At 31.4% G+C, this 13,359-nt stretch carries 16 protein-coding genes; all 16 read right to left on the bottom strand.

What is annotated here, in order from left to right:
- Window positions 1-229 precede the first annotated feature (229 nt).
- The gene (locus tag DFQ08_RS15490; RefSeq protein ID WP_114310958.1) at window positions 230-673 is read right to left on the bottom strand and encodes a hypothetical protein; all 444 of its coding nucleotides are present in this window, start codon (window positions 671-673) and stop codon (window positions 230-232) included.
- A gap of 49 nt (window positions 674-722) precedes the next feature.
- On the bottom strand, window positions 723-1,124 hold the full coding sequence (locus tag DFQ08_RS15495; RefSeq protein WP_114310959.1) for an Imm7 family immunity protein: 402 nt from the start codon (window positions 1,122-1,124) through the stop codon (window positions 723-725).
- A gap of 167 nt (window positions 1,125-1,291) precedes the next feature.
- Complete coding sequence (locus tag DFQ08_RS15500) at window positions 1,292-2,002, bottom strand: hypothetical protein (protein ID WP_147269486.1); 711 nt, start codon at window positions 2,000-2,002, stop codon at window positions 1,292-1,294.
- 153 nt (window positions 2,003-2,155) lie between these two features.
- Window positions 2,156-2,731, bottom strand: coding sequence for a toxin-antitoxin system YwqK family antitoxin (locus DFQ08_RS15505; protein WP_147269487.1), 576 nt, complete (start codon window positions 2,729-2,731; stop codon window positions 2,156-2,158).
- A 159-nt stretch (window positions 2,732-2,890) separates the two neighbouring features.
- A complete protein-coding gene (locus DFQ08_RS15510) occupies window positions 2,891-3,196 on the bottom strand; it encodes a type II toxin-antitoxin system RelE/ParE family toxin (protein ID WP_114310962.1) in 306 nt (101 codons plus the stop codon).
- Window positions 3,196-3,414, bottom strand: a complete 219-nt coding sequence (locus DFQ08_RS15515) for a hypothetical protein (protein WP_114310963.1) — start codon at window positions 3,412-3,414, stop codon at window positions 3,196-3,198. The genes DFQ08_RS15510 and DFQ08_RS15515 overlap by 1 nt, the downstream gene beginning before the upstream one ends.
- A gap of 779 nt (window positions 3,415-4,193) precedes the next feature.
- Window positions 4,194-4,496 (bottom strand): hypothetical protein, encoded by a 303-nt coding sequence (locus DFQ08_RS16275; protein WP_114310964.1) that lies wholly within the window; start codon window positions 4,494-4,496, stop codon window positions 4,194-4,196.
- Window positions 4,496-4,864, bottom strand: coding sequence for a hypothetical protein (locus DFQ08_RS15525; protein WP_114310965.1), 369 nt, complete (start codon window positions 4,862-4,864; stop codon window positions 4,496-4,498). Before DFQ08_RS15525 ends, DFQ08_RS16275 begins: the two co-directional genes overlap by 1 nt.
- 182 nt (window positions 4,865-5,046) lie before the next feature.
- Complete coding sequence (locus DFQ08_RS15530; protein ID WP_114310966.1) at window positions 5,047-5,736, bottom strand: hypothetical protein; 690 nt, start codon at window positions 5,734-5,736, stop codon at window positions 5,047-5,049.
- A 731-nt stretch (window positions 5,737-6,467) separates the two neighbouring features.
- Window positions 6,468-6,899: a hypothetical protein gene (locus DFQ08_RS15535; protein ID WP_114310967.1), complete on the bottom strand. Its 432-nt coding sequence runs from the start codon at window positions 6,897-6,899 to the stop codon at window positions 6,468-6,470.
- Complete coding sequence (locus tag DFQ08_RS15540) at window positions 6,896-7,261, bottom strand: FEKKY domain-containing protein (RefSeq protein WP_114310968.1); 366 nt, start codon at window positions 7,259-7,261, stop codon at window positions 6,896-6,898. The genes DFQ08_RS15535 and DFQ08_RS15540 overlap by 4 nt, the downstream gene beginning before the upstream one ends.
- A 153-nt stretch (window positions 7,262-7,414) precedes the next feature.
- Window positions 7,415-8,518, bottom strand: coding sequence for a hypothetical protein (locus tag DFQ08_RS15545; protein ID WP_114310969.1), 1,104 nt, complete (start codon window positions 8,516-8,518; stop codon window positions 7,415-7,417).
- Window positions 8,519-8,663: 145 nt separating this feature from the next.
- A complete protein-coding gene (locus DFQ08_RS15550; protein WP_114310970.1) occupies window positions 8,664-9,851 on the bottom strand; it encodes an immunity 26/phosphotriesterase HocA family protein in 1,188 nt (395 codons plus the stop codon).
- Window positions 9,852-10,007: 156 nt separating this feature from the next.
- Window positions 10,008-11,039 carry an AAA family ATPase gene (locus DFQ08_RS15555; protein ID WP_114310971.1) on the bottom strand — a complete coding sequence of 344 codons (1,032 nt, stop codon included), beginning with the start codon at window positions 11,037-11,039 and terminating at the stop codon, window positions 10,008-10,010.
- The gene (locus DFQ08_RS15560) at window positions 11,024-12,583 is read right to left on the bottom strand and encodes an ATP-dependent nuclease (RefSeq protein WP_114310972.1); all 1,560 of its coding nucleotides are present in this window, start codon (window positions 12,581-12,583) and stop codon (window positions 11,024-11,026) included. Before DFQ08_RS15560 ends, DFQ08_RS15555 begins: the two co-directional genes overlap by 16 nt.
- Window positions 12,584-12,733: 150 nt before the next feature.
- On the bottom strand, window positions 12,734-13,225 hold the full coding sequence (locus DFQ08_RS15565; protein ID WP_114310973.1) for a hypothetical protein: 492 nt from the start codon (window positions 13,223-13,225) through the stop codon (window positions 12,734-12,736).
- Window positions 13,226-13,359 lie beyond the last annotated feature (134 nt).

Consider the following 13,359-nt stretch of genomic DNA (forward strand, 5'->3'; position numbering starts at 1 on the left):
TTAAATTCAGATTCATAGTCAGGTTCGACTATCTTATTATCAATTACGCTGTCATTAAATATAATTTTCATTGGTCTGGCAAATTGCGTAGAACGTGTTTGTGTATGGTTAGTTGCGTGGTTAAGCAACTAAGTTAGCAAACTTTGACGAACCTGTGAATATTCCGCAGGAATATTCGCAAGTAGGGAAGAACCTAGCAATTAATTATACACGGTGTTGTGTGTAGTTTTTATTCCACTTTTCCGCCTAATCCATTCCAAAACAAAGTCTTTTTTTTTAATTTTGAAAATTCTCTAAATAGTTGCCCTAATTTATTTAATTCGGCAGGATAACATTGGATATTAAATTCCGATATAGATTTTTCAATTCCATCTTCATTATTATTTAGTCTAATTCTGACAACACATTCACTTGAATGTTTAATTAATGAAAACTCGCATTTAAAATAGAATCTAAATCTGTCTTCAGGTTTTTCCGAACCTAATTCCCAAAGAAAAGTTTTTGTCTCTTTGAATGGAAAATCTTCAAGAACGTCTGCTAATTCTTTAAGGCTTTCAGCATTATCATAAATCTCAAGCTGTCCAGTACTTTCTCCATTTGATGCTTTAAATATCAAATTGATATGATATGGTTCTTCGTAAGGATTTCGGATTATTTTAATTAATTTTTCCAATGGTAGCCTGTTCGGTTAAAATACTCACAAACGTTGTTGTTTGCAATTTTTATTCTTCAATTTCTGGATTCAATGGTGAAAGATAAATATCATCTAATTCAGCCACTTTTCCTTTTTTCATAGACCATACTTTAAATTTATCCTCGTTTCCTCTTTCAATATCTTCATCATCTTGCACATACATAATACCATATGAACCTTTTGAAATTAGAGCTAACCATTTAAAAAAGTCAATTACGTGTTCAGTTACAGTCCGATGATTATGATTTACCATAATAGATAAATGATATGTTCCATTCAGACGTTTTAAAGAATAAAATTCATTGCTATAATCCAATTCGTTTATTTTTGATTCAATTTGCTTTATAATCGAGTTCAAAAGTTCATTGTCGTCATCTTCTTCTTCTTTATAAGATTCTCGGATCACAGCCCAACCATTAATTTCAATCATTTCGTTACGTTTTTCTCAAATTACACACAACGGTCTTGTGTATGGTTAGTTGCTTGGTTAAACAACTAAGTTAGCAAACTTTTGCGAACCCGAGAAAATTCCGAAGGAATTTTCCAAATAAGCACTTGCCAAAGCAATTAATTATACACGGTGTTGGCAAATCGTATTTATAATACTAATTCTAACACTATTAATTTTCTAATTAATTCATCATTCAAGTCAGCTTCTTTTAAAACCAAATCACAAAATTGTTTTTTATCAATAATGCCTTTTTGGTCAGAAAATCGCTCAAAAAATCCGCCAAATTTTCTAATATAGTTAGTTGTCTGAATATATTTTCCATTATAATGATTCACATATTTCACGTTCATTATTTTATTTATAAGTGAATCTTTATCTGTTGTAGAATCTATTTTAATGTAATGTCTGTCGTATTCATAAATTGTTTTTTCAGGACTACTGAACATTAAATTTTTCTTTCTCAATTTAATATAAGGTCGATTTACATCAAGAAATATTAAGGAATCTTCCTCTATTTTATCAAACGAACTGTTCGGTAAAATCCAAACTGAATCTGGATGATAATACATTTCTTTTTCCAATTGGCTTGAATTAAAACTCTCTGTTATTTTTTTTGGTAATGGCACCCAATTTTCGAGGCTCCCATTTTTATAATCAATCAAGAATTTTTTGTAAGATTCATTTAGTTCAGAATTAGGATACTGCTTTTTTAGAAAGTCATTTTCAAAGTCGTTCACGAGTAAAGTCAGAGTCGCGTTGTTTTCTTTTCCTAAAACTTTTTCAAATTCCGATGCGTTATTGTTTGAGGAACAACCAAAAGTCAGAATTAATAATAGAATTATGTAGATGAATCTCATTGTTCGGTTATATGTTTGCCAACGTGTTTGTATATGGAAAGTTGCGTGTTTGCGTGCGAGGATTTTCCGAAGGAAAATCAGACGTAGCAAACGTGCAACGACCTTTGTTTTAGTACAACACCAGCAATTTTTTATATACGGTGTTGGCAATAGTTATTTTATTTTCTTTCCGTTTCGATATTCCTTTTTGGTTTCAGTTCCGTCGTCATTCAGGCAATATTCAGTTCCGTTTTTCTTTCCGTTAATAAATTCACATCGATAAGTCATTTTCTCTCCATTTTCTCCATAACCCAACTGAAGTCCGTGTTTCTTTTTTCCTAAATATTGACAACTATAAGTTAATTTCCCGTTTTCAAATTGTTCTACAAGGATTTTTATTCCGTCGTCATTATAAGTTGTTGTTTCAAAAATTTCGCCATCTAAATGGTATTTAATTTCTTTTGCAAGGACTAATGGTTTATTCGGATTATATTCCGTTTTATTGGAAACTCTTATTTCTTTTCCATTATAATATAAATTACTCGACAGAATAATTCCATTTTTATATTCCTCTTCATAAACTAAATGTCCTTTTTTTCGTTTGCTTTGCGCAATTCCGGTAAAGGGTTCGTCAGTTGCGCTTTTATAAACCAAATCATTCTTAATGTAGACTTCTTTCATTCCGATTATTTCTTGCGAAATCAGTTCGTTGAAGGTGAAAAACATTAATAAAATCAGTAAGTTTCTCATTTGGTTTTAATTATTGCCAACGTGTTTGTGTATGGTTAGTTGCGTGGTTTGGTAGCTAATTTAGCAAACTTTTACGGACCTGAGAATATTCCAAAGGAATATTCCAGATGAGCACTTACACAGCAATTAATTATACACGGTGTTGGGCTTTCGTACTTTTTAATCGATGTCTTTTTTTAATTTATCAGGATTTTGTCGAGTGTCAAAAATTGTAATGATTTCTATTTCTTTTCGTTCAGCTAATATTCTGTAGAAAAATGTCGTTTGCTTTGTTACAACACATTTATAAAGATTTTTAAATTCCGATGATTTTGGACAACTATCAGGTTGATTTGATATTTGTTTGATTTTATCGCTTAGTTTTGAGATAAACTTGTCACGAGTTTTTACGTTCCATCCTTCCAGTAAATATTGAGATAACTTTAGAAGTTTTGATTCAGCAAGTTCGGATAAGAATACTTTCATTAAGAAATTTTCTTTAGGAATGACTCGAATGAAACTCTTTTTCCTTTATCCAATTCTTCAATACCTTGTTTTATTTCAGATTGTTCAGATAAAGACATTTCGTCCCAAAAATCTACTTTTTCTTTTTTTACAAAGTCGGCTATTCTTAGGATGAAGTCAGTGTTTTCCGTCTCCAAAATCGTTTTTAGCAGTTCAAGTTTTGTTGTTCGAATATCCATTTTAAAATTTCTTTAAATCAAATGTACAAAAAATATGATTCAGTACGGGCGTTTTTTGTATGAAGCCCAACGGTCTTGTGTATGGTTAGTTGCGTGGTTAAACAACTAAGTTAACAAACTTTTACGAACCAGAGAAAATTCCGAAGGAATTTTCCAAAGAAGCACTTGTCTAAGCAATTAATTATACACGTTGTTAGCAGCCGGCTTTTAATTTCACGCTGTTTCATTAAACAACTTTAAGATTGATTTTAGCGTATAATTCCGTTCTTGGTATCCAACTACGTTCAGATTTGTTTTTTAGCGTTCAGATCGGCCGTAAAGTTTTGTAAATTAAAATAGAGTAGAGTCAGTTGATGGTTTTCTCTATGGATCTCGTAAATTTTAATTTTAATGGTTCCTATTATCCTGCGTTATTTTTCCGTAATTCTAATCAGTTCTGCTTATTCATCTGAGTAAGCAATCCAATATTGTTGTTCTGCAAACTAAGTCAATTCGGCTTATCCGTCTGAGTAATAAATCCAGCGTTAATTTTCCGAACTGTTAATCGAGTCAGATTACTCGAGTGAGATTTTAACCGTGAGTAGAAATTAAAAACTCTTGGATTAAGAAAGCTGTTAGCAAAACGTGACTGCTTGCTGCTAACGTGTTTGTGTATGGTTAGTTGCGTGGTTAAGCAACTAATTTAGCAAACTTTTACGAACCCGAGAAAATTCCGCAGGAATTTTCGCAAGTAAGCACATAAAAAGCAATTAATTATACACGGTGTTGGCAATAGTATTTTAATTGTTAAAAAATAATAATGTCCCTAAAAGAGAAAAAAATGTACAAATAAATAATCCATAAATTCCAATTTTCAAGGACTTGTTTAATTCTTTTGTTTTTAAATAATTAATTAATACCAAAAGAAACATTGAAATAAGTCCTATTGATGCAACTGAAACTGCTCTTTTCAGAACATTAATTACTAAATCGGTTTTTAAAAAATCAAAATCCTCCTCTGACCCAAGAAATAAAAATCTGGAAACTAATAAAATAAAGAAAGAACTGATTCCTATCCAAGTATAGTTGAATAATTTAATCATTAATCGACTTTGTATTTACTTGGTTCAAGTGTTTTAATTTTCGGCATTTCAGTAATTTCAGATTCTCCGCTTATTGAGTAAAATTCCAATTCAGTCGGCATTTGGTCAGTTCCGAATACAGATATTCCGATTAATTCTCCGTTTTTACCTTTTCCAGCGTAATCTATTATTAAATTCCCGTTTTGAACTTCCGAGTCAAATGTTTTTCCAAATATTATAGTCGGACATTTTCCGCAACCACATCTCGCAATAACTTTCAGATTCCCGATTGAATTAGTCCATTCCGATTTTTCTTTTCCAAACAGATAGGTCAGAAATTCAATTTCGGATTTTGTCAATTCTCTTTTATCTGGAATGCTATATTTCATTAATCAAATTGTTCACTTTTTACGTTCCGTTGATATTATTGCCAACGTGTTTGTGTATGGTTAGTTGCGTGGTTTGGTAGCTAATTTAGCAAACTTTTACGAACGCGAGAAAATTCCGCAGGAATTTTCGCAAGTAAGCACTTAAAAAGCAATTAATTATACACGGTGTTAGGCAACGTTTTTTATTCATACATTATATTTTCTAGTTCGCTTTTTTTTCCGCTATAAATTTTAAAGAATTCAGTTGGTTTGTTAGCTATTAGTTTAACCATTTCTTCGTGGTCGTGATTTAGTCGAAAAACCTTTCCTTTTTTGTCCACAGCAATGTAATTTCCATCTTCCATATCCAAAATTGTGTAGAATAGTTTTTCGTCAAATTCAATTTCAAATGTGTAGTCTAATTCCAAAAGTTCAATTTGCTCTTTGGTTAGCGATTTTAATATTTTTTCCGCTGTCTTTTGGTCAGGGTTTTCCATTTTCAGATGCTCCAGTTCTATTTGGCTTTTCTGAATTTGGTTTAAGTCAAATGTTTTATGAAAATACTCTGGATTATCTATTTCTATTTTGGTCAGACCGTCAGATTGATAATATAATTTAATCGGCTGAAAAAGATTTTCTTTTTTATTCCAAACTGAAATTCCAGTCAGATTAAAACAGGTTTTGTGATTTCTGTTTATAAGCTTAAATTCTTTAGGCTTGTAACCACGAGAAATATAAATCCCTTTCGGTTCGTGCATAAAACTAATTCCATAAACTTTGGAAAGTCCGATTGCAGTTTTGATTTGAGGCATTTCCGATTCCAACAATTCAGCTATTTTAAGTCCGAACTGTTCAATATGTTTCCTTTTTGTTTTTCGATTGAAAATGCTCATTTCAAATGTTGCCTAACGTGTTTGTGTATGGTTAGTTGCGTGGTTTAGTAGCTAAGTTAGCAAACTTTCACAAACCCGTGAAAATTCCGCAGGAATTTTCGCAAGTAAGCTCAAAAAAGCAATTAATTATACACGGTGTTAGCAGCCGGCTTTTAATTTCACGCTGTTTCATTAAACAACTTTAAGATTGATTTTAGCGTATAATTCCGTTCTTGGTATCCCACTACGTTCAGATTTGTTTTTTCGCGTTCAGATCGGCCGTAAAGCTTCTTAAGATTAAAGCAGAGTAGAGTGAGTAGTTTGTTGGTTTTCTATAATGATCTTTTAAAATTTAATTTTTAATGGTTTCTATAATCTTGTGTTGTTTTGCGTATTTCTAATCAGTTCTACTTATTCATCTGAGTAATTAATCCAACGTTGCTGTTCCGTATTATTTGTCAATTTAAATTATCCATCTGAGTAGTTAATCCTGCATTAATATTCCGTATTACTTATCACGTTAGATTATCCAAATGAGAATTTAAACGTGACTAGGAATAAAAAACTTTTGGATTAGTAAAGACATTAGCCAAACGTGACAGCTTGCTGCTAACGTGTTTGTGTATGGTTAGTTGCGTGGTTAAGCAACTAAGTTAGTAAACATTTACGAACCTGTGAATATTCCGCAGGAATATTCGCAAGTAGGGAAGAACCTAGCAATTAATTATACACGGTGTTGTACGCAGGTTTTTTTAATAATTTTCAGTTACGAATTCCATTTTACCTGAATTCATTAAATAGTTATATGTTCCATCTTTCAATTCCAATTTGTTCATATTAAAGTCATTTTTTTTTATTCTAAAGACTCTTACTCGTGTTCCGTTTCCTTTTTCAGCCCAATCATAAAGGTCTTGTTTAATTGTATTTTGATTGTCCCATACATAAACACTTCCCCAAGATTTATCAATTATTCCGTATTCATTAAATTCAGTTGTTTGTCCTAATTCTCCGGAATATTTACACCGAAAAATAATATCGCCATCTTCTACTTTTTGATGAAAGTAGACTAAATCTCCATATCTGTCTTCATCTTCCATAAGATAAAGTCCAAACATTATTAGTCCAAATATTGCAATTATCGCTGTTCCTAAAACTCCAAGTATAATTTTTAGCGTTTTACTCATTCCAATCTATTATTTATAATCAATGAATCCATTTCCGCCTGATAATTTTCCCGCCAGTCTTTCCCATTTCTTTTATTCAGATACTTTTCAATTTCAGCGTTATAAGAATCAATTCCACGTAATTGAGGTCCAGTTACAGTGCATTCAACATTCGATTCGTGAAATCCGTATTTTTCTTTTAATCCAATGCAAGGAACTCCACAAGGCAATGGTTTTCCAACCGTCACGATTCTTGCTGAATTCCGCCAACTGTCAATCTTTCCAGTTAAATAATTGAATCGGTTAAAAAGTCCGAATTGCCAAAATAAAATTCCGACAAAAAAGACTCCAATTCCGATTATTATTTTCTTTTTGCGTTTCATTGGTCAACTTGCGTACAACGGTTTTGTATATGACACGTTGCGTGTGTAAACAACTAATTTAGCAAATAAAAACCGAATAGAAAATCCGCGAGGATTTTCGTAAGTAGGCTAGTACTAGCAATGGATTATATACGTTGTTGCCCACAGTTATTTTTACTCGTCATCCTCTAAATAATCTTCAATTCCTTTTTCAAAAACTCCTAATCTTAATGGGTCTTCAGTAAGAATTTCTTTAGTGTCAGAGATAATATTTGGCTTGACCTTCAAAACAAGTTCTCCAGTTTCTTTAAAATCTTTTGAGATTAATTTCCATTCAATAATTATATCATATTCCTTTGGAAAAGGTTTCAAATATATATCTTCAGACCTAAAAATGTCGTCTCCTACAAGAATTGAGTCATTTGGAATAACTTTTCCTGACATTGTTTCTTCCCATAAGAAAACATCAGGTTGGTGTTTTCTTAATAATTTGGATAAATGATGTCCATCAATATTATTATCTGCCAAGCTCTGAATTTCTCCTTTAAAATTAAAGAAGACTTTGTATTTTTCTAATGGTTCATTCCCTGTATTATGAATACGTATTTCAAATTTAGAATAACTTTGGTTTAATTGATTATTAGTTTGACCTATTGCTGAAAGGTCCAAAAATAGATTATTGTTAAATCTATCTCTTGGGTTATACTGAACTATTTTCTGCTTATAATGATAAGTTCTCTTTCTGAATTTAGGCTCTATTATCATTTCACTTTCGTTGTTTTCGAAAGTTAATTTAACACTTTTGTTTGATTTGTAATTTTGATTTTTAATATACCAATCGTGGGTTTGTTTATTTTCGTCAATTAAGTCTACAATTGTTTCCCATGAGAATAAATGAACTTCGAATAATCCTGCTTTTATATGGTCAATGTTTTTGGTTCTAACATAAGATTGAATTTTACTGTCGTTTAAGGCAGTTGTGGCAAAATATAGTTTTTTTAATGGCGGTTCGAAAGTTTTAGATTTTAAGATTTCCTTATCTATTTCTTTTGTTGTAAACTGACTATTATTGTATTCACTTTTTCCTTTACATTGAATTCCATAAAAGGCATCCTCACCAAATGGTATTCCGAAGACATCAACTCCATTTTGTTCTTGACCTAAACGACCATTTTTTTGTATTTCTGGACAATTCCAAATCTCTCCCCATAGCTTCTTGCATAGAGTTTCAAAATCCTGCCAGTTAGATGGTCTTCTTAAAGTTTGCGGTGATTCCATAATTGTGGGCAACGTGTTTGTGTATGATTTCGTTGCGTGTTTCAGCAACTAATTTAGCAAATACAAACCGAATAGAAAATCCGCGAGGATTTTCGTAAGTAGGCGAGTACTAGCAATGAATTATACACGGTGTTACCACACGTTTTTATTTTTTTAAGTTTTCGTAATATGTTCCATTCGGATTTAGATTGAAGAATTCAAATATTTCTCTTTTAGCACTTTTATTTTTTGGATTCCTCAAATCAGCTTCCAATTCATAATATTCAGATTCCCAATAAGGTTGATTAGAATTTATTTTGATACAATTCTCCAATGTCTCTTTGTGAAAATTTAAATTCGCTCCAATTGATTCAATTCTATATGGGTTTGACTTCAAAACCTTTTCCCAGCTTTTAGCGTTTTTATCTGGATTTTCAATTGCTAAATGCTTATTGTATTTCTTTGTTGTGGTTTCTTTATATATTAATCCATATTGCAAATACACAGTTCCAAAATCTCCAAAATGAATACTTTTAGAATAAGAAATTGGGAAATCATATTCTATTTCCGCCAAAGGTTGATTTCCAATTACCTCATAGTCTCCATAAAACAAAACATTATCCATAATATATTGAGCAGGAATAGATTTTTTAGTTTTCAGTTCCTCTAAATCGGTTTCTTTAATTGGGCTTATGAAATGGTAAACTTTAATGACAAGAGGTTGAGTCATAAGGTTCATTATTCCATAATTTTTATTTGCCTTAAACTTTGAATCCTTTCTTAAAGGTCTCAAATCGCAAATCAGTCGTCCAAATCCATAATTTCGTCTGTCAACTTTGAAGGCAAAGAAGTCACCTGCTTTTAGCTTTATCCTTTTTCTTTTTTTTGAAGAGAATTGTTTGATTGATTTCAGGTCTTCTGAAGTTGAGTTTTTTATAAAATCATTGAGCCAATTTTTTAAATCCGAAATATCTTTAAACTTTATATTCTCAAAATGAGTTGAGTAAAATGTGTTTTGAGTTGTGTGGTTTCCAATTGTTATTCCACTAATCCCAAAATCGAAATAAGTGCCTATTGGTGTTTTTGATTCTAATGTTGAAGAAGTCAGTTTCTTTGGTTTTCCTTTTTGAGTTTTTGGAAGTAGAAATTCTCTGTTTTCAGTTTCCTCATTATATTGAATTTCTGAATATTTTAATTCAGTTGAAATCACTTGTTTTCGGATAGTATTATTATCAAAGTATAAAATTGAACTTGGTCGATAGGAATCTCCTTTAAGCGTGACTTTTTCCCAATTATTTGCAACTAATTCTAATCCTAAATATTTGCGCTGTTCATTGTTTAATTCAAAAGTCATATGGTTTTCTCAAATGTGTGGTAACGGTCTCGGGTATGCGTAGTGCGGGATTTCAAGGCACTTACCTTTCCGTTTACCGTTGATTTTGTTTTATGTTCATAAGTTCCTTTTAGCACTTCAACCCGCATTACGTATACCCATTGTTGTACCCAGTGCTTATGTTTTCAGATGTTTAATTTCGCTTTCATCTATTAAATATAGGTTGTTATTTGCTCTGGAACAGGCGACATATAATTTGTTTTTTGAAACAGGTTTTAATTCATTCAGCTTACCTTTTTTATACTTGTCCATAGAAGTTTTGTTTAAAACTACGCAGACATTTTCATAATGATTCTCACCTTTACAATCTCCCCAATTTCTAGAGTAACATTGGTATTTATAATTTTCTCGATAAAATAATTTTACAATAGAGTCATCTTTAAAAATTGCCATTATTTCATCTTTGTTAGTCACAAAAGACACTTTGCTTTCTTCGTCTTTATGCGATTCGATATCTATTCCAAGGTTATTCGTGATAAACTCACAAACATTTTTTGTACATCTATAGCTTTTGTTAAGGTGTTCTTTTTCGATTTCTACATTTTGTTTTGTGAAGCGTCCTTGGTACTTGGCAAAATCATCGTGTAGAGTCGAATTCGTTCTTCCGTCTCTACTTGTATCGAATGTATGTTGATAAAAATCCCCAACTAGAAGAATATTGATATCTGATTTCAAAATATTAATGAGCAAATTGAAATCGTGTCCAGCAAAGTCTTGAACTTCATCAATTAATAAATGGTCATAATATTTGGTCAATCTATTATTAATATCATCAAGTACGTTACATTGTTCAAGTAGCTTAGCGATTCTGTTATGGTACAACATTCTTCCTTTTGTCATATACCTTCTAATGTCATCAAGCTTGAATCTGTCCGTGTATTGTGGTGTATTTTCCCAAAAAATACCCTTGGGTTTCATTTTATAAGCTAAAAAAGGTCTCAAGCAAAACGAATAAAGAAAGTTGTAGTAAGAAAACAGTTCTATATTGTTAGGAAAATGTCCGAACTTTTCAATAATTGAACTTCTAAGGTTTTTAGTATTATTAATTGTATATGTAATTAATAGAAACCGATCTTCTAGATTTAATTTTGAAACAATTAGACTAGTTTTGCCTGAACCTGCAACTGCTAAGATTAGTTCTTTATCCATTCGATAGCATTTTTGACATAATCAGGTGCTTCAATTTCTCCAGCTTTCTTATCCAAAAGTTCAAATGCTACGTCAGCTTTGTTTTTTAGCATATACTCTTGAACAGTTAATTTTTTTCTTCCAGCTAGAAATAGTTCATTGCAAATAGCTTCATTAATTTGAAAAATTGATATTTCAAATGTTGAAATATCATTGTCGTCAGGATAAAAAATTTGAATGTTATCGCCTACGTAATCTTCATATCTATCAACGCAGTTTGATTGGAAGTCACCATCATTATCACGAACTACAGCAGTTTTTATATCTAGTAGTTTGGCTATGTCCAAATATCGTTTAAAACTCGTTCCTCCAACAGATATGATATGTACATCAAAATATTCTGTCTTTTGACCAGTCTCTTTTTCAAAGAAGGATTCCATTAGAATGTACTCTGCATCTCCTTCAACGAGCACAACTTTTTTTGACAAAATGTATTCGAGAATATTGTTATCAGGTGCTTTTATAAAGAATTTGGCAGTATCGTCAGGTAGTCCATCTAATAGTATTGATGACTGACTATTGCTATTTAAAAGAACTGATTTTTTGAGATTTAGTCTTGTGCTAATCAGATTACTGTGAGTCGCTATAAAAAGTTGTTTGTTTTCTGAGTTGTCAATCTTTTGGATTAACTTTTTCATATTTAAATGACTCAAATGATTTTCAGGTTCTTCTAGTAAAATGACATCTAATTCATTTTCATTTTTTTGTAACGCAAAATCTGTTTTAATAAAGCATTGTCTACCTTTCCCTTTATTGTCAATTTCAATATTTCCCTCACGTATTGTTAAATCCGTTTCTAAGTTTGATTTCGAATTGGTTTTTATGGAAAATGAATAATCTTCAATTCGGTCATTTAGTTCTGATAACACGGTATCTCGAAACGTGTCTTTATGTTTTCTGTACTCGTTTTGATGTTTATTTTTCTCGGAATCCTTGACACTATTTGAGTAAAGTTTTTTTATGTAAGATTTTGTAGCGTACTCATTATTGATTTGTGTATTGTCCAGAAGTAAATGTTGCATAAACTTTCTGTATCCAGTATAACTTTCACCAGAGAAAGTTTTGAAAGTGATTGAATAATATTCAAAGGGAAAGTTATCATCATCTTGAGAGAGAATGTCTTTGATTTCTTTGCTTAAATCTTCTCTCGGTTCACAAATTATTGCTAATCCGTGAGTGTATAAGTCCTCTGAATTGTAGTTGCCTTCTAAATCTTTATTTCCTTGGTCATTTAAATAGAGTTCTGCAAAAAGTATAGGTAAATCTTCATATTTTTTCTCCGAGTCTAGAAAGGTTTTTATTACTTCTGTATTGAATAAGTTATCAACTCCATAATTTTCAACTTTACTCCGGCTACCACTTAAAACAAAGTCAATTGCATTGAGAATAGTGCTTTTTCCAGCTTCATTGTCGCCAATCAGTAAATTCAAGTTTTTTTGAAATCCTATCGAAATGTCTTGAAATCGTCCAAAGTTCTTTAGTTTAATTCTTTCAATTATTTTCATTCTCTATCGGTTGGTTTGCATTGGGTACAACGTGTTTGTATATGGTTTGTTGCGTGGTTTAAGCACTAAAGTTAGCAAATAAAAACCGAATAGAAAATCCGCGAGGATTTTCGTAAGTAGGCTAGAACTAGCAATAAATTATATACAGTGTTAGCACAAGTTTTTTTTATCAGATATATCGTGATGAAATTCATAAAGTGCTTTTCCGTTTTCTACTTTTCTCCATTGTTTTCGGATTGGTCTTGATTCCAAGGTCATTTTTCCAGCATTGTACATTCTGCTTTTATAAATTCGGTCAATTAATTCCTGTTCCGATAATTCTATCCATTTTCCATTAAGTTTAAAACCTCCGTGATTTCCTAATCTTACTTTAAAATCAGTTCCGTATTTCCTAACTTCTGTAAACGCACCAGAGTCTCCACGAGTTGTGGGTTTTTGATTCGGTTGTAATTCATAAAAGGCATCATAAAAATTTATAACGCAACGATTATCAATTTCGGCAATGATAGTTGTTATTCGCTCAATAGTAGTGTCGTTATTCAATTCCAATTCTACAACAGTTTTTTTTCCGTATTTCACACCTTTTATTTTGTCATAAAAGACTTGTAAAAAGTTTCTAAATGGATTGACTTTTGGGTTCATTCTCAAATTTGTGCTAACGTTGTTGTATATGGTTTGTTGCGTGGTTTAAGCACTAAAGTTAGCAAATAAAAACCGAATAGAAAATCCGCGAGGATTTTCGTAAGTAGGCTAGAACTAGCAATAAATTATATACG

The organism is Winogradskyella arenosi (assembly GCF_003337305.1).
Classification (GTDB): domain Bacteria; phylum Bacteroidota; class Bacteroidia; order Flavobacteriales; family Flavobacteriaceae; genus Winogradskyella; species Winogradskyella arenosi.

Excerpts from the sequence above, each read along its gene's own strand:
- DFQ08_RS15495 (WP_114310959.1), bottom strand. The coding sequence starts at position 1,124 with ATGATTGAAATTAATGGTTGGGCTGTGATCCGAGAATCTTATAAAGAA.
- DFQ08_RS15500 (WP_147269486.1), bottom strand. The coding sequence starts at position 2,002 with ATGAGATTCATCTACATAATTCTATTATTAATTCTGACTTTTGGTTGT.
- DFQ08_RS15505 (WP_147269487.1), bottom strand. The coding sequence starts at position 2,731 with ATGAGAAACTTACTGATTTTATTAATGTTTTTCACCTTCAACGAACTG.
- DFQ08_RS15510 (WP_114310962.1), bottom strand. The coding sequence starts at position 3,196 with ATGAAAGTATTCTTATCCGAACTTGCTGAATCAAAACTTCTAAAGTTA.
- DFQ08_RS15515 (WP_114310963.1), bottom strand. The coding sequence starts at position 3,414 with ATGGATATTCGAACAACAAAACTTGAACTGCTAAAAACGATTTTGGAG.
- DFQ08_RS16275 (WP_114310964.1), bottom strand. The coding sequence starts at position 4,496 with ATGATTAAATTATTCAACTATACTTGGATAGGAATCAGTTCTTTCTTT.
- DFQ08_RS15525 (WP_114310965.1), bottom strand. The coding sequence starts at position 4,864 with ATGAAATATAGCATTCCAGATAAAAGAGAATTGACAAAATCCGAAATT.
- DFQ08_RS15530 (WP_114310966.1), bottom strand. The coding sequence starts at position 5,736 with ATGAGCATTTTCAATCGAAAAACAAAAAGGAAACATATTGAACAGTTC.
- DFQ08_RS15535 (WP_114310967.1), bottom strand. The coding sequence starts at position 6,899 with ATGAGTAAAACGCTAAAAATTATACTTGGAGTTTTAGGAACAGCGATA.
- DFQ08_RS15540 (WP_114310968.1), bottom strand. The coding sequence starts at position 7,261 with ATGAAACGCAAAAAGAAAATAATAATCGGAATTGGAGTCTTTTTTGTC.
- DFQ08_RS15545 (WP_114310969.1), bottom strand. The coding sequence starts at position 8,518 with ATGGAATCACCGCAAACTTTAAGAAGACCATCTAACTGGCAGGATTTT.
- DFQ08_RS15550 (WP_114310970.1), bottom strand. The coding sequence starts at position 9,851 with ATGACTTTTGAATTAAACAATGAACAGCGCAAATATTTAGGATTAGAA.
- DFQ08_RS15555 (WP_114310971.1), bottom strand. The coding sequence starts at position 11,039 with ATGGATAAAGAACTAATCTTAGCAGTTGCAGGTTCAGGCAAAACTAGT.
- DFQ08_RS15560 (WP_114310972.1), bottom strand. The coding sequence starts at position 12,583 with ATGAAAATAATTGAAAGAATTAAACTAAAGAACTTTGGACGATTTCAA.
- DFQ08_RS15565 (WP_114310973.1), bottom strand. The coding sequence starts at position 13,225 with ATGAACCCAAAAGTCAATCCATTTAGAAACTTTTTACAAGTCTTTTAT.